This is a genomic window from Fusobacterium perfoetens, assembly GCF_021531595.1.
Lineage (GTDB): Bacteria > Fusobacteriota > Fusobacteriia > Fusobacteriales > Fusobacteriaceae > Fusobacterium_B.
The window spans coordinates 42848-67843 of record NZ_JADYUD010000001.1; the positions used below are offsets into that span (position 1 = coordinate 42848).

Sequence of the window (24996 nt, forward strand, 5' to 3'; positions counted from 1 at the left end):
AATATTATAAGGAGTATTTTAAATGAAAATATTAGTTATAGGAAAAGGTGGAAGAGAACATGCTCTTGCATGGAAATTAAATCAAAGTCCTCTTGTTGAAAAAGTATATATAGCTCCAGGAAATCCAGGAACAGCTACTTTTGGAATAAATGTAGATATTAAAGATAGTGATATAGAAGCTCTTGCAGATTTTGCAGAGAAAGAAAAAATAGATTTAACAGTTGTAGGGCCAGAAACAACACTTGCTTTAGGTGCAGCAGATGCTTTTGAAGCAAAAGGTCTTAAAATATTTGGACCAAGAAAAGATGTTGCAAGACTTGAAAGCAGTAAAGATTTTGCAAAACATATTATGAATAAATATAATGTTCCTACAGGAGCATATGAAACATTTACAGATTTTGAAAAAGCAAAAGCTTATGTTTTAAAACATGGAGCTCCTATTGTTATAAAAGAAGATGGGCTTAAAGCAGGAAAAGGTGTAACTGTTGCAATGAAAATAGAAGAAGCTATGGAAGCTCTTGAAATAGCTTTTGCAATTCCTGATAATAAAGTTGTAATTGAAGAGTATCTTGATGGATTTGAGTTTTCACTTATAGCTCTTGCTCATGAAGATAAAGTTATTCCTCTTGAAGTAGGACAAGATCACAAAAGAGTTTTTGATGGAGATAAAGGACCTAATACAGGAGGAATGGGAGTGTATTCCCCTGTAAGAAGAGTTACAAAAGAGATAATAGATGCAAGTGTAAATGAAATCATAAGACCTACTCTTGAAGGACTTAAAAAAGAAGGACTTCCTTTTACAGGATTTATTTTTGCAGGAATAATGGATACTAAAGATGGTGTTAAAACTATAGAGTTTAATGCAAGATTTGGAGATCCTGAAGCAGAAGCAATTCTTCCAAGAATGGAAAGCGACCTTGTAAAGTTAATTCTTGATATAATGGATGGAAAAGAAACTGAAGTAAAATGGAGCGAAAAAACAACAGTTGGTGTTGTTTTAGCTTCTGAAGGATATCCAGCTTCTTCAACTTCAAATGCTCAAATAGAAATTGAAGATGGAATGGGATCTATTCTTTTCCACATGGGAACTAAAGAAGAAAATGGAAAACTTTATACTAATGGAGGAAGAGTTTTAATTGTTGTAGCAGAGGGAGATACTCTTGCTGAAGCGAAAGAAAAAGCATATCGTGATGTTGAAAAAATAAAATGTAAAAAATTATTTTTTAGACATGACATAGGTGCGAAAGATGTGGTATAATAATTCTTATATCTAGTAAAAATTTAAAAAAATAAATTTAAAAAATTAATATAAAAAGGAGTAAAAAAGAAATGTATACAATGAATGGAAAAATTGTAAAAGAAGCAATTACTTTTGATGATGTTCTGTTAATACCAGCAGAATCTCATGTATTACCTCAAGACATTAACTTAAAAACTCAGCTTACAAAGAAGATAACTTTAAATGTACCTATTTTAAGTGCTGCTATGGATACAGTAACTGAAGCAGATCTTGCTATAGCTCTTGCAAGACAAGGTGGATTAGGATTTATTCATAAAAATATGACTATTGAAGAGCAGGCAAAAGAAGTAGATAAAGTTAAAAGAAATGAAAGCGGAATGATAAAAGATCCTATTACTTTAACAAAAGACTGTACTCTTGCAGATGCAGATGAGTTAATGGGACAATATAAAATATCAGGTCTTCCTGTAATAGAAGAAGATGGAAAATTAATAGGAATTATAACAAACAGAGACTTAAAATATAGAAAAGATTATGAAACTCCTGTTGTTGATGTAATGACAAAAGAAAACCTTATTACAGCTCCTGTTGGAACAGGATTAGAAGAAGCTAAAGAAATATTAATATCAAATAGAATAGAAAAACTTCCAATAGTTGATGATAACGGATATTTAAAAGGATTAATAACTATAAAAGATATAGATAAAATAGTTGAATATCCAAATGCTTGTAAAGATGAACATGGAAGATTAAGAGTAGGAGCAGCAGTAGGTGTAGGAAATGATACTCTTGAAAGAGTTGCAGCTCTTGTAAAAGCTGGAGCAGATATTATTACTGTAGACTCAGCTCATGGTCATTCAGCTGGTGTTATAAGAAGAGTAAAAGAAATAAGAGAAGCTTTCCCAGATATTCAATTAGTTGCTGGAAATATAGTTACTGCTGAAGCAGCACTTGCTCTTATTGAAGCTGGTGTAGATGCTGTTAAAGTTGGTATAGGACCTGGTTCTATTTGTACAACAAGGGTTGTTGCAGGGGTTGGAGTTCCTCAATTAACAGCTGTAAATGATGTATATCAAGTATGTAAAGAAAGAGGAATAGGAGTTATAGCTGACGGAGGAATTAAACTTTCTGGAGATATAGTTAAAGCACTTGCTTGTGGTGCTGACTGTGTAATGCTTGGAGGAGTTCTTGCTGGAACAAAAGAAGCTCCTGGTGAAGAAGTAATTTATGAAGGAAGAAGATATAAAGTTTATGTTGGAATGGGTTCTCTTGCAGCAATGAAGAGAGGTTCAAAAGACAGATACTTCCAAAACGATGCTAAGAAATTAGTTCCAGAAGGAATTGAAGGAAGAATAGCTTACAGAGGAGATCTTAAAGATGTTATATTCCAACTTTGTGGAGGAATCAGAGCAGGAATGGGATATTGTGGAACTCCTACAATAAGAGATCTTCAATTAAATGGAAAATTTGTTAAAATAACTGGTGCAGGATTAAAAGAAAGTCACCCACATGATATTCAAATAACAAAAGAAGCACCTAACTACTCAAGATAATACAAGATAATAGAATAAAAAATAGAAAATAACCTTGGTATATTTATGCTGAGGTTATTTTTTATATTGAAAAATAAAGATTAAATTAATGTAGTGCTAAAAAAATAGTATAAAAATAAAAACTGTCTTTTTATATAACTGAAAATATATAAAATTTAATTGATAAAATTATAATTATAAAAAATTTCTTTATAATTTTTACATATATTTATAAATTTTTGATAAAATATACTAAAAAATAAGTATTGATTTTTTAAAAAGTGAAGCTTGTTTTTAAAATTTATAAAATGTAATTAATAGTATTATAAAATCTGAATTTCTTTAAAAATATAGAAATTATAAAAAATGGAGATATTATATAAAGAGTAATCATGAAAAAATTTTAAAAATATATGTTTTAAAAAAGAATTAAAAGAATTTAAAAAATACATAAAAATACAAAAAATAAAAAAGTTTTAAAAAAAGGTAAAAAATAGTTTTAATTTTTAGGAATATATGGTATCATAACCTATACTTTTTAATCTTTTAAATGGAAAAATACAAAGATAAAATAATTAAAAAGCAGAAAATTTTCTGTTCAAATTTATAAAATTTTAAGGAAGTGATGAGTATGGAAGAACTAAATCAGATAGTTCAAAATGTGAGCGGATTTGTATGGAATTCACTGTTAATATTTTTATTAATAGGAACAGGAATTTTCTATACGATTAAACTGAAATTTATTCAGGTCAGGAAATTTGGAGAAGGTTATACAAAAGTAGTAAAAGGTGTAAACTTAAATGGTGAAGCTGCAGGAGCAGAAGGAATGAGTTCATTTCAGTCTTTGGCAACAGCAGTAGCAGCACAAGTAGGAACAGGAAATCTTGCAGGAGCAGCAACAGCTATTGCAGCAGGAGGTCCTGGAGCAATTTTCTGGATGTGGATGAGTGCTTTTTTTGGAATGGCAACAGTTTATGCAGAAGCAGTTTTAGGTCAAGTATATAAAAAGAAAATTGGTGGAGAAGTTATAGGAGGACCTGCTTTTTATATTAGTGAAGGACTTGGGGAAAACTGGTTTAGTAAAGGTCTTGCAGCTTTTTTTGGATTCTCATGTATTTTAGCTCTTTCATTTATGGGAAATGCAGTTCAGTCAAATTCAATAGCAGCAGCATTTAGTAATGAATTTCCAATCCCTCCTGTGTATGTAGGAATAGGAGTTGCTGTAGTATCAGGATTTATATTCTGGGGAGGAACTCAAAGAATAGCATCATTCACAGAAAAAATTGTTCCTGTTATGGCAGGTCTATATGTAGGTGCTTCTTTAATAATAGTGTGTATGAATGTAACTCATATATTTCCAGCAATAAAAATGATATTTGTAGGTGCTTTTAATCCAACTGCAGTTATGGGAGGAGCATTTGGTATAACAATAAAACAAGCAATAAGATTTGGAGTTGCAAGAGGATTATTCTCCAATGAAGCAGGAATGGGTTCAACTCCTCATGCTCATGCAGTTGCAAAAGTTGATCATCCTTGTGAGCAAGGAGCAGTAGCAATAATAACTGTATTTATAGATACATTTGTAGTTCTTACATGTACAGCTCTTGTTATAATAATGAAAGTTGATTTAACAGACAAAGCATTAATAGATAGTATTCCAGGGATAGCTCTTACTCAGACCGCATTCAAATTAGCTCTTGGTAATTTAGGAGGAGTATTTATAGCAGTTTGTCTTTTCTTCTTTGCACTTTCAACTATAATAGGATGGTATTATTTTGGAATTGCAAATGTAAAATATTTATTTGGAAATAAAGCTATGAATATTTATAAGGTGATAGTTATATGCTTTATACTTTTAGGTTCTATGGCAAAAGTTGATTTAGTTTGGAATCTTTCAGATTTATTCAATGGACTTATGGCTCTTCCAAATTTAATTGCACTTCTTGTGCTTTATAAATTAGTTGTAAAAGCAACAGATGAATATATGGAATTTCATCCAAGAAAGAAATGCGAAAAAATAAAAGAAGAAACAGCTATAAATTAAAATTATAAAAAGGATATTGCTTTATGCAGTATCCTTTTGTTATATTTATACATTTAAATCTGTAATATATATTTTTATTGACAGCATATAAATAAAAATATAAAATGAAAATAGCGTACAAAGAAATATGGGGGACATAGCTATGAATATAAAAGAAATTTTAGAAAGGAATCCTATAATACCAGCAATAAAAAATGAAAATGGTTTAAAGGAAGCAGCAGAATGTGGAAGTGAAATAGTTTTTGTTATTATGTCAAATTTAATAAATATTCAAGTAATTGTTGAAAAACTAAAAGAGGCAGATAAAATAGTTTTTGTTCATGTGGATATGATAGAAGGACTTTCCAGTTCAAATTATGGTGTAGATTATCTTATGGCTCATACAAAAGCTGATGGAATAATAACAACAAAGCATAATATAGTTGCATTTGCCAGAAAAAATAATATTTGTGTGATACAGAGATTTTTTATTCTTGATTCATTTTCATTTAGAAATACAATAACACATATAAGAGAAAATAAACCTGATGCAGTAGAAATACTACCTGGGGTTATGCCTAAAATAATAAAAAGAATCTGCAATCTTGTAAATATTCCCGTTATTACAGGAGGACTTATAGATGAAAAAGAGGATATAATAAACGCTCTAAACTCAGGTGCAGAGGGAATATCAACAACTGATATGACATTGTGGGATTTTTAATATTTACATAAAAGTTTTTTGTGTAAATATTAAAGCTGCAACAAGATTAAAAAATATTGACATAAGAAAAGAAAAATTGTATGCTGTGTTATACAATAAGTTTTAAAAAATGAATGGGAAAAACAGATATTTTTCGGGATAGTTCCGAAAATTTTTGTTTTTCCTTTTTTTATCTTAAAAAATTAAGGAGGAAAAAATATGATAAAAAATTTTGCTCATAGAGGGTTTAGTGGAAAATATCCTGAAAACACACTTCTTGCTTTTGAAAAAGCTGTTGAAGCAGGTGCAGATGGAATAGAACTTGATGTTCAGCTTACAAAAGATGGAGAAGTGGTAATTATTCATGATGAAACAATAGATCGTACAACAGATGGAAAAGGATTTGTTGCAGATTATACTTATGATGAATTAAAAAAAATAGATGCCTCATATATTTATAAAAATCACTATGGATTTAATAAGATACCCACATTGAAAGAATATTTTACTCTTATAAAAGATACTAAAATTATTACTAATATTGAACTTAAAACAGGAATAAATGAATATTTAGGAATAGAAAAAAAAGTTTTTGAAATAATACAGGAATTTCATATGGAAGATAGAGTAATAGTTTCAAGTTTTAATCATTACAGTATTCTTAGAATGAAAGCTCTTGCCCCTAAAATTAAGTGTGGTTTTTTAAGTGAAACTTGGATAATAGATGCAGGAAAATATACTAAATTTTTTGGAATAGAATGTTATCATCCTCATTTTGCAATGTTAACAAAAGAAATAGCAAGGGAAATTAAGGCACAGGGAATAGAGATAAATACATGGACAGTAAATACAGAAGAAGATATGAGAGATTTGATTTCTAAGGGAGTGGATATTCTTATAGGAAATTATCCAGATATTACAAAAAAAATAATATCAGAAGCAGAAGGACAAAAATAAAAATTAAATTTATAATTAGGAAAATAAATATATTAATTATAAAAATAAAGTTCAGAAATAAAACTTAATGAAAAAATATTTGACAAAAAAATAAAAAAGTAGTATATTTTCTTTAAGAGAATATAGCTGAGAGATGGGAGAAGCTTAAAATATTTATCTTGTGTGAAAACATTAAGATAATTATTTTAAGTTTTTTTTATTTCGGTTTTATTCCAAAATAAAAAATTTTTTAAAGGTTACAAGGAGGGAGTTTTATGACATCAACTGCAATGTATTTAGCGGAATTTGTTGGAACAGCTTTACTGCTGCTTTTAGGAAATGGAATTAATATGACACTGAGTCTTAGGAAAAGCTTCGGTAAAGGTGGAGGCTGGTCAGTAACATGTATTGGATGGGGTATGGCTGTAACCATGTCTGCATATCTTACAGGCTGGGTAAGTGGAGCACATTTGAATCCAGCTCTTTCAATAGCAATGGTACTTTCAGGAAGAATGGATGCAGCTCTTTTACCTGGATATATTGTAGCTCAGATTCTTGGAGGAATATTTGGAGCAGTTTTAGCATATCTTGCTTATAAGGATTTAATGGATGATGAACCTGATGCAGGAACAAAACTGGGAGTTTTCTCTACAGGACCAGCAATAGATCATAAACCTTGGAATGTGGTAACAGAAACAATAGGAACAGCAGTTCTTGTTATAGGAATTCTTGCTATAGGATATGGAAGCAATGGGGTTTCAGGAGGAATAGGACCATTTCTTGTAGGTATGCTTATTTGTGTAATTGGTATGGCTCTTGGAGGAGCAACAGGATTTGCTATTAATCCAGCAAGAGACCTTGGACCTAGAATAGCACATGCAATTCTTCCTATAAAAGGAAAAGGGGGATCAAACTGGCAGTATGCATGGGTGCCAATTGTTGGTCCTATAATAGGAGCAGTTTTAGGAGTAGTAATATTTGATCTTTTTGTAAAAACATGTGTTGGTATATAAAAACAGAAAAAAATCATAAAATATGTTAAAATAAAATAAAAATCTGGAGGTTATTCATGGATAAAAAATATATTGTAGCTTTAGACCAAGGAACAACAAGTTCAAGAGCAGTTATTTTTGACAGCGAACAGAAAATAGTGGGAGTAGCTCAAAAAGAGTTTAAACAGATATATCCAAAAGAGGGATGGGTTGAACATGATCCTATGGAAATATGGGCAAGCCAAAGTGGAGTCCTTGCAGAAGTAATAGCCAAAGAAGGAATATCACAGCATGATATAATTGGAATTGGTATAACTAACCAGAGAGAAACAACTATTGTATGGGATAAAAATACAGGAAAACCAGTATACAATGCAATAGTGTGGCAATGTAGAAGAACAGCTGAAATATGTGATGAACTTAAAAAAATTGAAGGATTAAACGAATATGTAAAAGAAAATACAGGACTTTTAATAGATGCTTATTTTTCTGGAACAAAAATTAAATGGATTCTTGATAATGTAGAAGGAGCAAGAGAAAAAGCAGAAAAAGGAGATCTTCTTTTTGGAACAGTTGATACATGGCTTATATGGAAATTAACAAATGGAAAAGTTCATGCTACAGATTATACAAATGCTTCAAGAACAATGATATATAATATTAAAAAGCTTGAATGGGATGAAAAACTTCTTAAAATTTTAGGAATTCCAAAATCAATGCTTCCTGAAGTTAAGGATAGTTCAGGAACATTTGGATATGCAAATCTTGGAGGAGTTGGAGGTCATAGAATTCCAATAGCAGGAGTAGCAGGAGACCAGCAGTCAGCTCTTTTTGGACAAGCATGTTTTAATAAAGGAGATTCAAAAAATACTTATGGAACAGGATGTTTCCTTCTTATGAATACAGGTGAGGAAATGGTAACAAGTCATAATGGACTTATTACAACAATAGCAATAGGACTTGAAGGAAAAGTTCAATATGCTCTTGAAGGAAGTATCTTCATTGGAGGAGCAAGTGTTCAATGGCTGAGAGACGAAATGAAACTTGTTGGAGAATCTGCTGATACAGAATACTTTGCAAGAAAAGCAAAAGACAGTGGAGGAGTTTATGTTGTTCCAGCTTTTGTAGGACTTGGAGCACCTTATTGGGATATGTATGCAAGAGGAGCAATAGTAGGAATTACTCGTGGAACAAATAAAAATCAAATTATAAGAGCTACTCTTGAATCAATAGCATATCAGACAAGAGATGTACTTGAAGCAATGCAGGAAGACTCAGGAATAAAATTAAATCATCTTAAAGTAGATGGTGGAGCAGCAGCTAATGATTTCTTAATGGAGTTCCAATCTGATATTTTAAATTCTTGTGTAAGAAGACCAGTACTTCTTGAGACAACAGCTTTAGGAGCAGCTTATCTAGCAGGGCTTGCAGTAGGTTTCTGGGAATCTAAAGAAGAAATATCAAAACAATGGATTTTAGGAAAAGAATTTTGTCCTGTAATGAGTGAAGAAGAAAGAACAAGAAGATATAAAGGATGGAAAAAGGCTGTAAAAAGAGCAATGGCTTGGGAGCTTGAAGACTAATTACTTTGTATTAAATATAAAAAGAAATTCTTAATATACCCTTGACAAAAAGAAATAAAAAAGGGATAATTATATTGAAAAGATAAAATTTAATAGTGACTAGAGATAAAGTGAGTCAGATTAAGAGAAGGAAGAATATCCTTCTACTTTTTCTGACTCTTTTTTTATTAATAAGGGAGGAAAAAATGGTAGATGTTGTTGTAATTGGAGCAGGAATAATGGGAGCAGCAGTTTCTCGTGAATTGTCTAAATATGATTTAGATGTAGTTGTACTGGATAAAGAGCACGATGTATCCAATGGAACTACAAAAGCTAATTCTTCAATAATTCATGCAGGATATGATGCTAAAGAAGGAACACTTATGGCTAAATATAATGTTCTGGGAAGTGAAATGTTTGAAGAAATATGCAAGGAAATAGATGCTCCTTATAAAAGAACTGGTTCTTATGTGCTTGCATTTTCTGAAGAAGATAGAAAGCATATAGAAGCACTTTATAAAAGAGGGATTGCAAATGGTGTAAAGAAACTTGAAATTTTAGAAAAAGATGAAGTTTTAAAGAGAGAACCTAATATAAGTCCCAAAGTAGTAGCTGCTTTATATGCAGGAACAGCTGCCGTAATAGGACCTTATGAAGTATGTATAAAAATGTTAGAAAATGCAGCAGAAAATGGTGTAAAAATAGAGCTTGATGCAGAAGTTATAAAAATTGAGAAAACAGAAAAAGGATATAAAACATTTTTAAAAGATGGAAGAATATTTGAATCAAAAATTGTTATAAATGCAGCTGGAGTTTATGCTGATATTATAAATAATATGGTAAGCAATAAAAAATTTAAAATTCATCCAAGAAGAGGGGAATATTTTCTTCTAGATAAAGTTCAAGGAAATTTAACAAATTCTGTAATATTTCAATGTCCTAATGAAATGGGAAAAGGAATTCTTGTAGCACAGACAGTGCATGGAAATTTAATAGTAGGACCTACAGCAGAAGATATAGAAAGTAGAGATGATGTAGGAAATACACTTTCTGCTCTTGATAAAATAAAAAAAGATGCAGTAAAAAGTATAGAAAATATTAATTTCAGAGACAATATAAGAAACTTTGCAGGTCTTCGTGCAGAAGCAGATACAGGAGACTTTATCATTGGAGAAGCAGAAGATGCAGAGGGATTCTTTAATATAGCAGGAACAAAATCTCCAGGACTTTCTTCAGCACCTGCAATTGGTCTTGATGTTGCAGGTATGATTGCTAAGAAATTAGGAGCAGTTAAAAAAGAGCATTTCAAAAAGAACAGACCTCAGATTCATTTTATGAATCTTTCTCCTGAAGAAAAAGCAGAAATGATAAAAAAAGATCCTAGATATGGAAGAGTAATATGCAGATGTGAGAGTATAACAGAAGGAGAAATTGTTGATGTAATTCATAGAATGGTAGGAGCAAAAACAGTTGATGGAGTTAAAAAAAGATGCAGACCTGGAACTGGAAGATGTCAAGGAGGATTCTGTGGTCCGAGAGTTCAGGAAATTATAGCAAGAGAGCTTAATGAAAAGCTTAATGAAGTAGTACTTGATAAAGTTGGATCTTATATATTAACTGAAGAAACTAAAGAAGCTAAATAATAGGGGGAATTTGAAATGAAATATGATTTAGTTGTAATAGGTGGAGGACCAGGAGGTCTTGCAGCAGCAATAGAAGCAAGAAATAATGGAGTTGAAAATATATTAGTTATAGAAAGAGACAAGGAACTTGGAGGAATTCTTCAGCAATGTATTCATAATGGATTTGGTCTTCATGAATTTAAAGAAGAGCTTACAGGTCCTGAATATGCTGAAAGATTTATTAAAAAGCTTTATGAGCTTAATATTGAATATAAACTTGATACAATGGTTTTAGAAGTGAGCCCTGAAAAAGTTATTCATGCAATAAACACAAAAGATGGATATATGATGATAGAAGCAAAAGCTATTGTTCTTGCAATGGGATGTAGAGAAAGAACAAGAGGGGCAATAGCAATTCCTGGAGAAAGACCTTCAGGAATATTTACAGCAGGAACAGCTCAAAGATTTATCAATATGGAAGGATATATGGTTGGTAAAAAAGTTCTTATACTTGGTTCAGGAGACATTGGACTTATAATGGCAAGAAGAATGACTCTTGAAGGAGCAGAAGTTAAAGCTGTTGTTGAACTTATGCCTTTTTCAGGAGGTCTTGCAAGAAATATTGCACAATGTCTTAACGATTATGATATCCCTTTATATTTAAGTCACACAGTTGTTGATATAAAAGGAAAAGAAAGACTTGAAAAAGTTGTAATAGCAAAGGTTGATGAAAATAGGAAACCAATTCCTGGAACAGAAATAGAGTATGAGTGTGATACACTTCTTCTTTCAGTAGGACTTATTCCAGAAAATGATATTTCAAGAAAAACAGGAATTGAAATGGATAGAAGAACAAATGGTCCAGTTGTAAATGAAATGATGGAAACAAGCATTCCTGGAATTTTTGCATGTGGAAATGTTGTTCATGTGCATGATCTTGTGGATTTTGTAAGTGCAGAATCAAGAAGAGCAGGAAAAGCTGCTGCTAAATATGTAAAAGATGAAGTTAAAAAAGGAGAGTATAAAAATATAAAAAATGGTTTTGGTATTACTTATACTGTTCCTCAAAAGTTTAGAACAGAAAATGTTGAAAATAATTTAGAAGTATTTATGAGGGTAAATAATATATATAAAAATATGAGACTTCAAGTTAAAGACGGAGATAAAGTAATTGTAAATTTAAAGAAACCTCATCTTGCTCCAGGAGAAATGGAAAAAATAATAATTCCTAATAAAATTTTACAAAGCATAACAGGAAATGAAATAGTTGTAGAATTAACAGGAGGGGACGAATAATGAAAAAAGAAATGATATGTATTGTATGTCCTATGGGATGTCATCTTTCAGTTGATACAGAAACTTTGGAAGTGAAAGGAAATACTTGCCCAAGAGGTGAAAAATATGGGAAAGAAGAATTAACTTGTCCTAAGAGAGTAATAACTTCAACTGTAAAAATAACAGGAGGAATTCATAAAAGAGTCCCTGTCAAAACTAATGATTCTATACCTAAAGAGCTTAATTTTAAATGTATGGAACTTTTAAATCACATTGAACTTAAATCTCCTGTAAAAAGAGGGGATATTGTTATAAAAAATGTTCTTGGAACAGGTGCAGATGTTGTAGTGTGCAGAGATATGTAATTTGTATAAAAACCATGTTTTTTCTCCCAAAAATAATATACCAAAAAAAGAGACAGCTTTTTTAGGCTGTTTCTTTTTCTATATGCTTTTAATAAAAAAAATAAAAAAATCTTGACAAGAAAGTTGAAAGTGTATACAATATGTAAAAATAAGACAGAGATTTATTAAGGAGAAATATTATGAAATTATCAGTAAGGAGACAATTGAATATTAAAATCAATATTTATTTTTGTCTTTCGGAAAATCTGAGGTAATCATAAATTTCTTTTTTGTATACAAAAAAATTGATTTTTAAACCAGTTTCAGTTCGGAAGGACGAGACTGGTTTTTTGTTTACCCAAAAATAATAAAATATGGAGGAAAATATGAAACAGCTTGTTGAATTAAGTAAAAAATATGATGAGATTTTTAAAGATTTGAAAGAATTAAATGAATACATATATGCTAATCCAGAACTTGGAAGAAAAGAATTTAAAGCATGTGCAGCTCATAAAAATATTTTAAAAGAATATGGTTTTAAAGTAACAGATAATTATATTGGAATTGAAACTGCTTATCTTGCAGAATATTCTTCAGGAAAAGAAGGACCTAAAATAGCTTATCTTGCAGAATATGATGCTCTTCCTGAAATAGGTCATGGATGTGGGCATAATGCTCTTGGAACTGCAAGTATAGGAGCAGGAATACTTTTAAAAGAATTTATAGATAAATTTGGAGGGACAGTTTTTGTATATGGAACTCCAGCAGAAGAAACATTTGGAGCAAAAGTTGATATGGCAGAGGCAGGGTGCTTTGATAATATAGATGCAGCTATGCTTTCACATCCTACTGGGAAATCTCACGAAAGAAGCGGAACATCACAGGCAATGGAAGCTCTTCAGTTTACTTTTAAAGGAAAAACAGCTCATGCAGCAGGAGATCCATATAATGGGATAAATGCTCTTGATGGAGTTATACAGCTTTTTAATAGTGTTAATGCATTGAGACAGCAGACAAAAGACAGTGCAAGAATTCATGGAATAATTTCTAATGGAGGAGAAGCAGCAAATATTATTCCAGATCTAGCTGTTGCTAATTTTTATGTTAGAGAAGCAACAACAAAAGAGATGATAAAGCTAAGTGAAAGAGTAAAAAACTGTGCTAAAGGAGCTGCTCTTGCAACAGGTACAACAGTAGAAATAGAAAATTATGAATATACTTTTAAACATTTAGTAACAAATGAAACTTTGTCGGAAGCTTATGTAAAAAATTTAAATCTTCAGGGCATAGAAAATATTCCTATGTCTGAACCTTCAGGTTCAAGTGACTGTGGAGATGTAAGCCATCATTGTCCAGTAATTCATACTTATTTTCCTATCTCAGAATGTGAACTTACAGGTCATAGTTTAGAATTTGCAAAAGCTAGCATTTCTAAAGAAGCATATAAAGGAATGAAAGAAGCTGTCCTTGCTCTTGTTATGACAGGAAAAGATATTTTATCTGACAAAGAACTTTTAAATAAAATTAAGTTAGAATTTGAAAAAACTAAAAAAGAATTAATATAAATTTTTAAGGAGGAAAGATTATGAGAAAAATTTTAGTAACACTTTTATCACTTGTTTTATTTGTTTTCAGTTTTGGAGAGAAAAAACTTTATGTGGGGACAAATGCAGAATTTAAACCTTATGAATATCTTGAAGGAGATAAGATTGTAGGATTTGATATTGAACTTATGGAAGCTATGGCAAAAGAAGCAGGGTATACTGTTAAATGGAATAATATGACTTTTGATGGACTTCTTCCAGCTCTTCAAATGGGAAAGATTGATGCTGTTATAGCAGGAATGTCTCCTACAGCTGAAAGACAAAAAGCTGTTGACTTTGGAAAACCATATTTAAACTTCCAAACAGGACATGCTGTTATAGTAAAAGAAAATGAAAAAGAGATTGTAAAAAATGAAGATTTAAATGGAAAAGTTGTAGGTGTTCAACTTGGAACAAAACAAGAAGATTTAGCTAAAGGTTTTGGGGCAGAAATAGTTAGATATGATTCATTTACAGGGGCACTTCTTGCTTTAAAACAAAATAAAGTACAAGCTGTAGTTTTAGATGAACAATCAGCTGGAAAATATTTAAAAACTATGGAAGGGGTAAAGATTACTGATATTATTTATGATTCTGATCCAGGAGAATCTATAGCTGTTAAAAAAGGAAATACAAAACTTGTAGAAGAACTTAATGCTGCATTTGATAAGGTTGTAGAAAGTGGAAAATATTATGAAATACTTCAAAAATATTTTCCTGAAAAAGCGGCTGAAATGAAATTATAGAAATTTTGAAAAATAAAATTTTTATATTATCAGAATTTTTTCAATCTTCTAAAATTTTGTTTTTTATAATTAAATGAAGAAAGAGTATTAAAAAAGGAGCTGTTGTAAAATTTTTTACAGCAACTCCTTTTATTATATATAAAAGTAAAAAGTTAAAAAATTAATAAATTTTTATGCATTGAAAAATCAATAGGTAGTTTTTGAAAATTACTCACATTTTGAGTAGCCACAGTTTCTGCAAGTGAAACATCCTCCTGTTACTTCAAGCTCAGCTCCACATTCAGGGCAGATAGGATTTTTGAAGTCAGAATGTTTTGCAGTTAAATCTACTTTTTCTTCAGTGATTATTTTTTCAGCAGCTTCTTTATAATTTGTAAGTCCTCTTTCTTTTTCAAATTTTTTCAGGATATTAAGAATAGCTGTAGGACATGTTCCACCTTGGCTAAGTTCTTGTCCTTTACTTCTTGCAACAGCGAAAGATGTGCAGCCGCTTACACCAGCAATAGCTTTTTCAAGCATAAACAAGTTTCCTCCAAGTCTTAATATACCAGACATATATATTGCAACTGCCTGAATATTTTTTTCACATCCTCCAGTTCCACTTCTTATAACATAAATATCTTGAATACATTTTTCACTAGGAGAATATCCAATCATAACTTTTAATTTTCCACATCCTATAAGCATTCTTTCTGGATAGTAGATAGTATCTTCAGCTATAGGTTTCAATTCTCCTCTTTTTATTTGTGCTACTTTTTCAGCAATACTTTCAACAGTTTTTTCTTCTTTTTTAGGTTCAACAGTAAGAATTCCTTCTCTTGCACATCCAGCACGGTAGACAGTCATACCCTTAAGTCCTCTTTTCCATGCTTCAATATAAAGATCTCTTACTTCTTCAACAGAAACTTTATTAATAAGATTTATAGTTGAGGAAATACTTGCATCTATTCTATTTTGCCATATTCCTTGCATTTTGACTCTTGCCATAGGATCAAGATTTTGTGCAGAGATAAAGTATTCAGGAAGTTCATCTTGAGAAGAAAGTCCATGTTCTTCCATATATTTTTTAGCAATAGGTATAAATACTTCATAATATTTATCTTCTCCGTGAAGACTTTCAGTTTTTCTTGTATATGAGAAAGCAAAGTTAGGTTCAATACCAGTACTTATCTCAAGCATTGTTCCAATAGAACCTGTAGGAGCTATTGTAAGAAGCTGAGAGTTTCTAAGTCCGTATTCTTCAATCATTCTATAAGTATCTTCATCTGCATTTTCAAGAAGGAAAGGAGATTTTAAGATACATTCTTTTTTATATCCTGGATATGTTCCAAATTCTTTTGCAAGAAGAGCACTTTTTTTAAGAGCGTTATTTACAATTACTCTTGCAACTTTATCACAGAACTCAAGAGATTTTTCATCTCCATATTTCATTTCCATTTTTATTAAAAGATCTCCAAGACCTAAAATACCAAGTCCTATTTGACGCCATTTTCTTACAGATTCTCTTTGTTCTTCAAGAGGATGAAGTTCAAGTCCCTCATCAAGAACATCGTTAAGAGCTTTTACTGATTTTTGAACAACATCTCCTAGTCTTTCAAAATCAAAAGTTTTATCTTCTTTAACAAAAGCAGGAAGAATAAGAGAACCTAGAAGACAGCTTCCTCCTGCAGGAAGAGGTTCTTCAGCACAAGGATTTGTTCCAGCATATGAAAATTCTTTATCTTCACTTAAAAGATTCCAGTTTGAAATTCTATCCCAAAAAAGAATACCTGGTTCAGCATAATTCCAATTTTGTCTTGCAAGTTCAGTGAAAAGTTTTGCAGCATCTATTTCTTTTTTATATACCTCTCCAGTATCTTCAACAACAAATTCAGTTGTAAATTTTTTATTTTTAATAACAGCTTCCATAAAGTTTTTGTCAACCCTTACAGAAATATTAGCTTTTTGTATTTTATTTAAATCTGATTTGATTTTTATAAAATCTTCAACATCAGGGTGATTTATGTCAATGGAAATCATAAGAGCCCCTCTTCTTCCTTTCTGACCTATAATTTCAGTAGTAAGATTGTAAAGCTCCATAAAAGAAACAGCTCCTGTAGTATGTTTTGCAGCATTATTTACAGAAGTTCCCTTTGGTCTTAGCTTAGAAATATCAACTCCACATCCTCCTCCATATGAATATGTCCTTGCAAGTTTTTTTGCAGTTTCAAATATAGATTCAAGATTGTCCTCAGGAGGAGCAACTACATAACAATTTGAATAAGTAACTTTTCTTCCTAATTTACATAGTCCTCTGTTTGACAAAATTCTTCCAGCAAAAATAAATTCTTTATTTAAAATCATTTTCTCAACATCAGAATCTCCACCAGAAATTCTTGTAAGCCATTGATTAAAATTTTCACCATCATATTTGTATTTTTTGCTCCAAATATCATATCCGAGTTTATTTTCTTCTCCAAGCCATTTTATAATATCCATTCAAAATCCCTCCAGATAAAAATGTATTCAGTAAAAAAATTATACCACAATATATAGTGTAAAAAAATAGTAAATTTAGTTTTGTTTTACTAGATATTGTTTTAGTTAAAGTTTCATAAATATATAAAAAATATATTTGAACTTAAAAAATAATAATAATTAATTTTGTTTTTGCTTTAGATGATGATAAAATATTGATGAGAGAATAAATGGAGGGTATTATGAGAACTATAAAGTATGAAGATTTATATAAATTAAAAAGTTATATTTTAATAGATGCGAGAAGTCCAAAAGAATTTTTAGATTCTCCAATTCCAGGGGCAGTAAATATTCCTGCTCTTCTTGATGATGAAAGAGTGGAAGTTGGAACAGCATATGTGAGAGAGTCTACAGAAAGAGCAAAAGAAATAGGTATTGAAAGAATTTCAAAAAGACTTCCTGAAATATTTAGAGAGATAAATGATCTTTCAAAAAAATATGATAAACTTATATTTTATTGTGCAAGAGGAGGAATGAGAAGTTCTTCTCTAGAAGCAATTTTTTATGCTTTAAAATATAAAACTCTTAAACTTGATGGAGGATATAAGGCATATAGGAATTATATTATGGAACATCTTCCAGAAAAAAATAAAAATATAAAATATGTTGTTCTTCATGGAAGAACAGGTGTAGGAAAAACTAAAATACTTGAAAAACTTTCTGAAAGAGGTTATTCTGTTATGGATCTTGAAAAAATAGCAGATCATAAAGGTTCTTTTTTTGGAGGATTATGTGAAAAGAAAAAGCAGAGTCAGAAAAGGCTTGAATCTGAAATTTATGAACATCTTTCAAAAAATAATACAGGTTATGTATTAGTTGAAAGTGAAAGCAAAAGAATAGGAGATGTATATCTTCCTGAAGAAATTCATAATTCAATACTTACTGGATATCATCTTATAATAGATACTTCTATGGAAAACAGAGTAAAAATTATTATGGAAGATTATGCAGGAGCAGGAAAAGATGAATTAAAAAGCTGTCTTGATAAGGTTGGAAGATATATAAGCAAAGAAAGATATGAAAATTATAGTAAGCTTCTTGAAGAAGAAAAACTTTCTGAATTGAGTGAGATTCTTATGGAAAAATATTATGATCCTCTTTATGATCAAAGTATAAATAAATATACATATGAAGAGGAGATTAAATATAATACAGTTGATGAAGCTGCAGACAGGGTTGCAGATTTTCTGTTAAAAAATGGTTTTATAAATAAAAAATTATAAGGGGTATTAATAAAAATGAGCTGCTGTAATATATACAGCAGCTTAAATTTTTATATAATAGTGTATCTGTTTCTTCCATTTCTCTTAGAAAAATAAAGAGCTTCATCGGCAGATTTTATACTTTTTTCTAAATTTAAAGTTTTTTCAAAATGAGCAAAACATACTCCAACACTTAAAGTAACTTTATCAGAAACAGAAGATTTTTCATGAACAATATTTTCTTTTTCTAAGTTTCTTACAATTCTTTTATATACATCTATAAAAATTTCTTTATCTGCATTTTTTAAAACAAGTAAAAATTCTTCTCCCCCATATCTTATTAAGATATCATTTTTTCTTATACTTTTTCGTAAAATATCAGCAGTCTTTTTTATAACAATATCTCCTGCAGGATGTCCATAAAAATCATTATAATTTTTAAAATAATCAATATCTATCATAACAACAGCAGCGTTTATAGGTTCTTTAAGAGGTTTTTCAGCTAGATAATCCATATATTTTCTGTTGCAGATATGTGTAAGGGCATCTGTAAAGTTTTTTCTGTTAAGTTTTTTTATTTGAGCAGCTCCCATAAAAATAGAAATAACAGCAAGAAAAGCAAATGCTCCAAGACTTATAATTTTTATTTTTGAAATTTGTTCTTGCTTTTTCATTTGATCAAGAACATATGAATCCTTTATAAATTGTATGTAATCTTTTTTTAAATTATCATTAAATTTTTTTTCACTGTTATATAAATTTTTTCCTATTTCAAAATATTTTTCAATTTGATTTGTTTCTCTGTAAAGTTTAAGTAGCATAAGATAGAGAGAAGTATCAAATCCCCACTCTTCTTCTGAATCTTTTTTTAAAAGAAAATTTAATTTTTCAATAGCCTCATCATATTTTCCTTGAAGATAAAGCATTTCACAATGTGCTGTTTCTACATACATAGAACTGTTTAAAAAAGCACTTCCTTTATCATCTTTTAAATATTCAAGGCAGAGATTATAATATTCTTCAGCTTTTTCAAAATTATTTTTTCTACTTTCAAGGAGAAGAAGATTTTTATATCTAAAAACTTTAACTCCTACAGCTATATTTGTAGGAAGATATGGTATAATTTTTTCAGTTTCAAGAGAACATTCTTTTGCTTTTTCGTAATTTTTAAGCTGAATATAGCTTTCAGATCTGTTAATATATGAACCATATTTTGAAAGAGCATTATCTGTAAGATTTTTAAGAGGAATATATACAGCTTTATTATAATATTTTACAGCAGATTCATAATCTTCCATAATGAAATACATATTTCCTAGATATTCATAAGATTTAATTTGTATTCTTGCACGGATTTCAGGATCTTTTATTTTTTGAGTTCCTGAAAGAATATCATAATACATATAAATACTTTCGCCGTATTCCTCATTTGCCATTTTCAGCATAGCTATAAAACCTTTGACATTAAGCTTGCTTTCAAGAGTCATTCCTTTTGCTTCTTTAAGGTAAGAATCAAGAAGAGATATAATTTTATTTCTAGATTTTATATCTGTCATAACAGATGAAATAAGCTGCCATATTAAATGAGTTTCATTTGAAAGTACAGGGTAATCTTTCATAAGATTTAAAGAATTTTCAACAAGAATAAAATCTCCATGTCCTTTAAGTTCTTTGTAACATTGGTTTAAATAAAAATTGCTGTAAAATAAAGTGACAGAATCAATTTTATTTGAATTGAGAATTTTTTCAAATAATGATTTAGCATTTTCAAAATTATTTTCTTCATATAATTTAAGTCCTTTAATAAATAATTTTTCTTCTTCATTTGAAAGAGGATATTTATCAGAAATATATCCTGTCGTAAAATATTCTTCAATAGTTTGATAAACAGGGGAAAATTTAATTTTTTGTTCATTGGAAAAATTTGAAAATTTAAAAACTGCAATGAAAATAAAAGTAGATGCAGCAAGAAAAAATATTAATTTTTTTTTCATAAATTCTCCTTTATAAAATAAAAAAATTTATCTTTCATATAAATAAAATGGTATCTTATTTATATCTGAATGTCAATGAGTAGAAAAAAATAACAAAAAATTGTTGACTTATAAATCAGGATATAGTACTATACAGTATAAAATGAATATGGGTAAAATAATGGAAACATTATGACACAAAGCTAAAGGGTCTTTAAAATGACAGCCAGCTGCAGTTTAAAAAAGAGTAAAGTCTTTTTAAATTGCAGCTTTTTTTATTTTAAAATTATGATTTTTTATGAAGGAGATAAAATGAAAAAAAATTTAATGAAAATGATATTTGTCTTATGTGTTGGATTATTTATAATGGGCTGCACTAATACTCAATCAGGAGGAAATAATCTTGGAAGTCTTAATAGAGCTTATAATAATGCTAATGGAACAACAAACAGATCTATGATAGTTGATACAGTAATTGCAACAACTTTATATAATCACCCTGAACTTATTCCAGGAATTGGAGTAAGCAAAACAAAATCTCACACTAAAGGACACAGTAAAACAGTATCAAATACAACTGGAGGCACTCAATCTTTTATTGCAGACAGAGGATTTGGTACAAGCAGTATGACAAATACTCACAGTATAACTACAACTCAGACACATAGCAAATCAAGAACGAAATCAACATCAGCGGGAATAGGAATATCTCCCAACCTAGATTTCTTTTTAAAATAAAATAGGTAAAATAATGGAAACATTATGACACAAAGCTAAAGGGTCTTTAAAATGACAGCCAGCTGCAGTTTAAAAAAAAGTAGAATCTTTTTAAATTGCAGCTTTTTTATTAAAAAAATAAATATTATTAAGGAGTGATAAAAAATTATGAAAAAAATATTATTAGGAACACTATTAATTTCAAGTATGGCAATGGGAGCAGAGGGAACAAATCTTTATTTAAAAGCAGGAGCAGATTTATGGCAGAAATTTGATATAATAAAGCCTGAAGGATCAGTAGCTGCAAATAAAAAAGGAGCAGATGATTTTGGATATGAGATTACAGCTGAATTAACAAGAGAAGTTTATCCTAATTTAGAAATAGGAGCAGGAATTTCTTATCAGGATCACGGAAGTCCAGAAAGGGTAACACTAGATAATGATGCAAGATTAAATGTACCTGATTTAAAATCAATACCATTATATGTTACTGCAAAGTATAATATTCCTATAGAATCAGCATTTAAACCATATATAAAAGCTGATTTAGGATATTCATTTAATAAAATAGACAGTAAATTTAAAGTTGAAGATTTAAGAGAAGATGACAGCTGGGAATTTTCTACAAGAATAAAAGATGGCACATATTTTGGAATAGGAGCAGGAGTAGAATATAATAATTTTACAACAGATATAATGTATAAAATAAATAAATCTCAAATGAAAGTTAATACACCTAATGGAAGTTTTAAAGAAAATTTAGATTATTCAAGAGTGACTCTTTCAGTAGGATATAAATTTAATTTCTAATTTATTTGTAAAAAATAACCGACTGTATTATACAGTCGGTCATTTTTTGAAATTTTTTATTGCTTAATTTTTAGGGGAGAGAAATTTTATAAACAATTTACTTGTTTCATTAATTAAGACATGATTTTTATAAAAAAAGTTTAATCTGAAAATAAATTTTTTATAAGAATTTCTTTTAATCTGAAAATATCAATATCAATTTTTAAAGATTTTTTTAAATTTAAAAGTTTTCCTTCATTAAGGTAATTTTCATCTATAAAGTTTTCAACTTTTAATATTTCCATATCATCATCAGAGAAAGAGTTAATAATTTTTAAAAATCTTTCACCATAATTTTTAAATTTCTGGTTTCCTATTCCTCTTATTTTTAGCATTTCCCATCTATTTTTAGGTTTTTTTTCAGCAAGCTCTATAAGAGTAAGATCTGAAAAGATAATATAAGGAGCAACATTTTCTTCATTGCTTATCTCTTTTCTTAACTTGTTAAGATTTTCAAAAAGAGGATCTTCATAATAATCAAAAGATACAGTTTCATTTGAACGACGAAGTATAATTTTTTTATCTTTTAATATTGAAAAGGAATTTTTATTAAGCTGAACAATAGGAAAACTTCCAGCACTTAATTCAAGACATTCTTCTGATATTAAAAAATTTATAAATTCTTCCAGCCATTCTCTGCTTTTATCTTTCATAATTCCAAAAGTTGAAAGTTCCGTATATCCTTTTCTTTCAATTTTAGTATCTGGTTTTCCAAGAAGAATATTTACTAAAGTTGATATTCCAATATTTTCTTTTGCTCTTCCTATACATGAGATAACCATTTTAGATTCAGTAGTAAGGTTTTCAACATCTTTTGCTTTTTTACAATTTCCACAGTTTCCACAATAATTTTTTATTCTCTTATCTCCAAAGTACTGGAGAATAAATTCCCGATAACAACTTTCAAGGTAAGCATATTCAACCATTTTATCAAGTTTTTTTCTTTTTATCTGTCTTATTTTATCACTTGTTTCTTCATTATTAATGATAAAAAATTCTTGTGTGGCAACATCTTCTTCAAAAAAAAGAAGAATAGCTTCACTTTGAACTCCATCTCTTCCTGCCCGTCCTGCTTCTTGATAATAACTTTCTAAATCTTTAGGAACATTTCTATGTATTACAAAACGAACATTAGATTTATCTATTCCCATACCAAAAGCATTTGTAGCTATCATAATTTTAATATCATCATTTAAAAACTTTTCCTGAAAGCTGCTTCTTTCATTTTCAGGAAGTCCAGCATGATATTTTCCTACACTGAATCCTTTCATTTCAAGATAAGCATAGAGGTTATCAACTTCTTTTCTTGTTGCAGCATATATTATTCCAGATTTATTTTTATGTTCTTTAAGATATCTTACAATATATGCTTCGGGAACAACTCCTCTTTCAACTTTAAAGAAAATATTTTCTCTGTCAAATCCATCAACATAGTGATAACATCTATTCATATTAAGAAGTTTTTCTATATCTTCACGGACTCTTGGTGTAGCAGTTGCTGTAAGGGCGAGAATTTGTATATTTTTCCCCATAGCTTTTATGAACTTAGGAATTTCAAGATAACTTTTTCTGAAATCGTGTCCCCATTGAGAAATACAGTGAGCCTCATCAACTGCAATTAAAGATATGTTGATTTCTTTCATAAAATTTATAAATTTTTCATTTACAATTCTTTCAGGAGCAAGATAGATTATTTTTACTTTTCCACTTTTAATTTGTCTTAGAGCATAAATATACTCTTCTTTTGTAAGAGTTGAGTTTATGTAAAGAGATTTGACTCCAAGAATTTTAAGAGCATCAACTTGATCTTTCATAAGAGAAATAAGAGGAGAAATAACAAGAGTTACCCCTTCAAAAATAAGAGCAGGTATTTGATAACAAATAGATTTTCCTCCTCCAGTTGACATAACTCCTAAAGTATCTCTTCTGCTTAAAACACTGCTTATAATATGTCCCTGACCTTTTCTAAAAGAATCATATCCATATATTTGTTTTAAAAGTTTTAATGCCTCTTTTTTCATTTATATAAAATTTCCTTTTTTATTTTGCATTTAAAAAATTTATTGCGTTTTTATCAAAATTTTTACACATTTTTCTAAAAATTTTTGCAGTGACTTTTACATCGTCAAGACTACTGTGAAAAGAATAACAACTTACATCAATTCCATAAAATTCTGCTGTTTCAGAAAGTCTTGGATTTTTATATCCATAAGATGAGGGAAGTTTTATTATAAATTTATTTGTAGTCATGGTGTCAAAAGTATTAGGTGTTTCAATATAATTTTTTATATATTTTAAATCAAATTTAATATTGTGTCCAATAAAATGTCTAGTTTCATTACAAAAATTTTTGAAGCTTTCAATATCATCATAAAAAAATCTTGGGTAAGAATGTCCTTCTCTTCTCTTTGTAATTTCATTTTCAGTAAGTCCATTTACAGAAATAGCTTCAGGATTTTCTTTTTCTCCATTTTTTATATAATAATATCTATCATATGTTTTAAAGTCTTTTAAAAACATATTTTTATTTAAATCATAAAAAATTTTGACAGCTGAAATAGAAAGAACAGAACACTCAGCTGTAATTCCATTTGTTTCAGTGTCAAAAACTATAATAGGGATGATATTTGAATTCATTTTATTTCCTACTTTCTGATAAAAAAGTTTCTTCATATATTACTATACATGATTAAATGAAAAATTAAAAGGAAAAAGTTAAAAACAGCATATATTCTTTGATTTTCAAAATTTTAGCGTCCTAAAACGAAACACTATTATGAAATATTACTTGACATTTTTTTATTTATACTGTATATTAGAATTATCACCAAAGTAGTAAAATAAATTTAAAGTTTAGAACATTTAGGAGGTAGAAAATGCACGTAATAGACAAAGATACTTGTATCGGATGCGGAGCTTGTGAAGGAACTTGTCCAGTAGGAGCTATATCTGCAACTGACGACGGAAAATTCCAAATCGGAGACGCTTGTGTTGATTGTGGAGCTTGTGCTGGTGGATGTCCAGTATCAGCAATCGCAGCTGAGTAGTTTCTAAAAAGAAATTAATCTGAAAACCTAGGGATTTAATCTCTAGGTTTTTTTATATTCTTAATTTTTAGAAAATATATCTCGTATTATTGATAAAATAGTATATAATAGAAAGAGAAATTAATTGTAAGGA

The 24996-nt window shown here is 29.4% G+C and carries 20 protein-coding genes and 2 riboswitches; of the genes, 16 read left to right on the forward strand and 4 right to left on the reverse strand.

The window, feature by feature from the left end; genetic code table 11:
• Positions 1 to 22 precede the first annotated feature (22 nt).
• From purD to I6E17_RS00255, 12 genes are all read left to right on the forward strand, one after another.
• Positions 23 to 1258 carry a phosphoribosylamine--glycine ligase gene (gene purD, locus I6E17_RS00200; protein ID WP_176829678.1) on the forward strand — a complete coding sequence of 412 codons (1236 nt, stop codon included), beginning with the start codon at positions 23 to 25 and terminating at the stop codon, positions 1256 to 1258.
• An 80-nt stretch (positions 1259 to 1338) separates the two neighbouring features.
• Positions 1339 to 2793, forward strand: a complete 1455-nt coding sequence (gene guaB / locus I6E17_RS00205; protein ID WP_235235013.1) for an IMP dehydrogenase — start codon at positions 1339 to 1341, stop codon at positions 2791 to 2793.
• 610 nt (positions 2794 to 3403) lie between these two features.
• Entirely contained in the window at positions 3404 to 4816 is a 1413-nt protein-coding gene (locus tag I6E17_RS00210) for an alanine/glycine:cation symporter family protein (RefSeq protein ID WP_176829053.1), read from the forward strand.
• A gap of 142 nt (positions 4817 to 4958) precedes the next feature.
• The gene (locus tag I6E17_RS00215; RefSeq protein WP_176829054.1) at positions 4959 to 5519 is read left to right on the forward strand and encodes a glycerol-3-phosphate responsive antiterminator; all 561 of its coding nucleotides are present in this window, start codon (positions 4959 to 4961) and stop codon (positions 5517 to 5519) included.
• A 198-nt stretch (positions 5520 to 5717) separates the two neighbouring features.
• Positions 5718 to 6455, forward strand: a complete 738-nt coding sequence (locus tag I6E17_RS00220) for a glycerophosphodiester phosphodiesterase (protein WP_176829055.1) — start codon at positions 5718 to 5720, stop codon at positions 6453 to 6455.
• Positions 6456 to 6709: 254 nt separating this feature from the next.
• Entirely contained in the window at positions 6710 to 7447 is a 738-nt protein-coding gene (locus tag I6E17_RS00225) for an MIP/aquaporin family protein (protein ID WP_235234870.1), read from the forward strand.
• A gap of 56 nt (positions 7448 to 7503) precedes the next feature.
• A complete protein-coding gene (glpK, locus tag I6E17_RS00230) occupies positions 7504 to 9009 on the forward strand; it encodes a glycerol kinase GlpK (protein WP_176829057.1) in 1506 nt (501 codons plus the stop codon).
• Between the two features lie 185 nt (positions 9010 to 9194).
• The gene (locus tag I6E17_RS00235) at positions 9195 to 10631 is read left to right on the forward strand and encodes an NAD(P)/FAD-dependent oxidoreductase (RefSeq protein ID WP_176829058.1); all 1437 of its coding nucleotides are present in this window, start codon (positions 9195 to 9197) and stop codon (positions 10629 to 10631) included.
• Between the two features lie 15 nt (positions 10632 to 10646).
• Positions 10647 to 11906, forward strand: coding sequence for an NAD(P)/FAD-dependent oxidoreductase (locus I6E17_RS00240; RefSeq protein WP_176829059.1), 1260 nt, complete (start codon positions 10647 to 10649; stop codon positions 11904 to 11906).
• Complete coding sequence (locus I6E17_RS00245; protein WP_176829060.1) at positions 11906 to 12250, forward strand: DUF1667 domain-containing protein; 345 nt, start codon at positions 11906 to 11908, stop codon at positions 12248 to 12250. The genes I6E17_RS00240 and I6E17_RS00245 overlap by 1 nt, the downstream gene beginning before the upstream one ends.
• Before the next feature lie 365 nt (positions 12251 to 12615).
• Positions 12616 to 13794 carry a M20 family metallopeptidase gene (locus I6E17_RS00250; RefSeq protein ID WP_176829061.1) on the forward strand — a complete coding sequence of 393 codons (1179 nt, stop codon included), beginning with the start codon at positions 12616 to 12618 and terminating at the stop codon, positions 13792 to 13794.
• Positions 13795 to 13814: 20 nt separating this feature from the next.
• Positions 13815 to 14558, forward strand: a complete 744-nt coding sequence (locus tag I6E17_RS00255) for a basic amino acid ABC transporter substrate-binding protein (protein ID WP_176829062.1) — start codon at positions 13815 to 13817, stop codon at positions 14556 to 14558.
• Between the two features lie 207 nt (positions 14559 to 14765).
• Here the strand turns inward: I6E17_RS00255 and I6E17_RS00260 are convergent, their stop codons facing one another.
• Positions 14766 to 17036, reverse strand: coding sequence for an adenosylcobalamin-dependent ribonucleoside-diphosphate reductase (locus I6E17_RS00260; RefSeq protein WP_235234871.1), 2271 nt, complete (start codon positions 17034 to 17036; stop codon positions 14766 to 14768).
• Positions 17037 to 17257: 221 nt separating this feature from the next.
• Between I6E17_RS00260 and mnmH the strand changes: the two genes are divergently transcribed.
• Positions 17258 to 18298: a tRNA 2-selenouridine(34) synthase MnmH gene (gene mnmH, locus I6E17_RS00265; protein WP_176829064.1), complete on the forward strand. Its 1041-nt coding sequence runs from the start codon at positions 17258 to 17260 to the stop codon at positions 18296 to 18298.
• 50 nt (positions 18299 to 18348) lie between these two features.
• On the opposite strand, the gene I6E17_RS00270 is transcribed toward mnmH, so the two are convergent.
• Positions 18349 to 20271, reverse strand: a complete 1923-nt coding sequence (locus tag I6E17_RS00270; protein ID WP_176829065.1) for a tetratricopeptide repeat-containing diguanylate cyclase — start codon at positions 20269 to 20271, stop codon at positions 18349 to 18351.
• A gap of 141 nt (positions 20272 to 20412) precedes the next feature.
• Positions 20413 to 20488: riboswitch (cyclic di-GMP riboswitch) on the forward strand.
• 74 nt (positions 20489 to 20562) lie between these two features.
• Between I6E17_RS00270 and I6E17_RS00275 the strand changes: the two genes are divergently transcribed.
• Positions 20563 to 20988, forward strand: coding sequence for a hypothetical protein (locus I6E17_RS00275; RefSeq protein ID WP_176829066.1), 426 nt, complete (start codon positions 20563 to 20565; stop codon positions 20986 to 20988).
• Positions 20983 to 21058: riboswitch (cyclic di-GMP riboswitch) on the forward strand. It overlaps the preceding gene by 6 nt.
• A 77-nt stretch (positions 21059 to 21135) precedes the next feature.
• On the forward strand, positions 21136 to 21777 hold the full coding sequence (locus I6E17_RS00280; protein ID WP_235234872.1) for an outer membrane beta-barrel protein: 642 nt from the start codon (positions 21136 to 21138) through the stop codon (positions 21775 to 21777).
• 140 nt (positions 21778 to 21917) lie between these two features.
• On the opposite strand, the gene recQ is transcribed toward I6E17_RS00280, so the two are convergent.
• Positions 21918 to 23837, reverse strand: a complete 1920-nt coding sequence (recQ, locus tag I6E17_RS00285) for a DNA helicase RecQ (RefSeq protein ID WP_176829067.1) — start codon at positions 23835 to 23837, stop codon at positions 21918 to 21920.
• 19 nt (positions 23838 to 23856) lie between these two features.
• Positions 23857 to 24453 carry a 3'-5' exonuclease gene (locus tag I6E17_RS00290; RefSeq protein ID WP_176829068.1) on the reverse strand — a complete coding sequence of 199 codons (597 nt, stop codon included), beginning with the start codon at positions 24451 to 24453 and terminating at the stop codon, positions 23857 to 23859.
• 239 nt (positions 24454 to 24692) lie between these two features.
• On the opposite strand from I6E17_RS00290, the gene I6E17_RS00295 reads away from it, so the two are divergent.
• Positions 24693 to 24863, forward strand: a complete 171-nt coding sequence (locus I6E17_RS00295; protein WP_176829069.1) for a 4Fe-4S binding protein — start codon at positions 24693 to 24695, stop codon at positions 24861 to 24863.
• Positions 24864 to 24996: the final 133 nt, after the last annotated feature.

What these genes read in the sequence shown, in the direction of transcription:
- I6E17_RS00260 (WP_235234871.1), bottom strand. Translation starts at nt 17,036, where the DNA reads ATGGATATTATAAAATGGCTTGGAGAAGAAAATAAACTCGGATATGAT.
- guaB (WP_235235013.1), top strand. Translation starts at nt 1,339, where the DNA reads ATGAATGGAAAAATTGTAAAAGAAGCAATTACTTTTGATGATGTTCTG.
- I6E17_RS00250 (WP_176829061.1), top strand. Translation starts at nt 12,616, where the DNA reads ATGAAACAGCTTGTTGAATTAAGTAAAAAATATGATGAGATTTTTAAA.
- I6E17_RS00220 (WP_176829055.1), top strand. Translation starts at nt 5,718, where the DNA reads ATGATAAAAAATTTTGCTCATAGAGGGTTTAGTGGAAAATATCCTGAA.
- mnmH (WP_176829064.1), top strand. Translation starts at nt 17,258, where the DNA reads ATGAGAACTATAAAGTATGAAGATTTATATAAATTAAAAAGTTATATT.
- I6E17_RS00240 (WP_176829059.1), top strand. Translation starts at nt 10,647, where the DNA reads ATGAAATATGATTTAGTTGTAATAGGTGGAGGACCAGGAGGTCTTGCA.
- I6E17_RS00295 (WP_176829069.1), top strand. Translation starts at nt 24,693, where the DNA reads ATGCACGTAATAGACAAAGATACTTGTATCGGATGCGGAGCTTGTGAA.
- I6E17_RS00225 (WP_235234870.1), top strand. Translation starts at nt 6,710, where the DNA reads ATGACATCAACTGCAATGTATTTAGCGGAATTTGTTGGAACAGCTTTA.
- I6E17_RS00255 (WP_176829062.1), top strand. Translation starts at nt 13,815, where the DNA reads ATGAGAAAAATTTTAGTAACACTTTTATCACTTGTTTTATTTGTTTTC.
- I6E17_RS00215 (WP_176829054.1), top strand. Translation starts at nt 4,959, where the DNA reads ATGAATATAAAAGAAATTTTAGAAAGGAATCCTATAATACCAGCAATA.
- I6E17_RS00210 (WP_176829053.1), top strand. Translation starts at nt 3,404, where the DNA reads ATGGAAGAACTAAATCAGATAGTTCAAAATGTGAGCGGATTTGTATGG.
- I6E17_RS00245 (WP_176829060.1), top strand. Translation starts at nt 11,906, where the DNA reads ATGAAAAAAGAAATGATATGTATTGTATGTCCTATGGGATGTCATCTT.
- I6E17_RS00275 (WP_176829066.1), top strand. Translation starts at nt 20,563, where the DNA reads ATGAAAAAAAATTTAATGAAAATGATATTTGTCTTATGTGTTGGATTA.
- I6E17_RS00280 (WP_235234872.1), top strand. Translation starts at nt 21,136, where the DNA reads ATGAAAAAAATATTATTAGGAACACTATTAATTTCAAGTATGGCAATG.
- I6E17_RS00235 (WP_176829058.1), top strand. Translation starts at nt 9,195, where the DNA reads ATGGTAGATGTTGTTGTAATTGGAGCAGGAATAATGGGAGCAGCAGTT.
- recQ (WP_176829067.1), bottom strand. Translation starts at nt 23,837, where the DNA reads ATGAAAAAAGAGGCATTAAAACTTTTAAAACAAATATATGGATATGAT.
- I6E17_RS00270 (WP_176829065.1), bottom strand. Translation starts at nt 20,271, where the DNA reads ATGAAAAAAAAATTAATATTTTTTCTTGCTGCATCTACTTTTATTTTC.
- I6E17_RS00290 (WP_176829068.1), bottom strand. Translation starts at nt 24,453, where the DNA reads ATGAATTCAAATATCATCCCTATTATAGTTTTTGACACTGAAACAAAT.
- purD (WP_176829678.1), top strand. Translation starts at nt 23, where the DNA reads ATGAAAATATTAGTTATAGGAAAAGGTGGAAGAGAACATGCTCTTGCA.
- glpK (WP_176829057.1), top strand. Translation starts at nt 7,504, where the DNA reads ATGGATAAAAAATATATTGTAGCTTTAGACCAAGGAACAACAAGTTCA.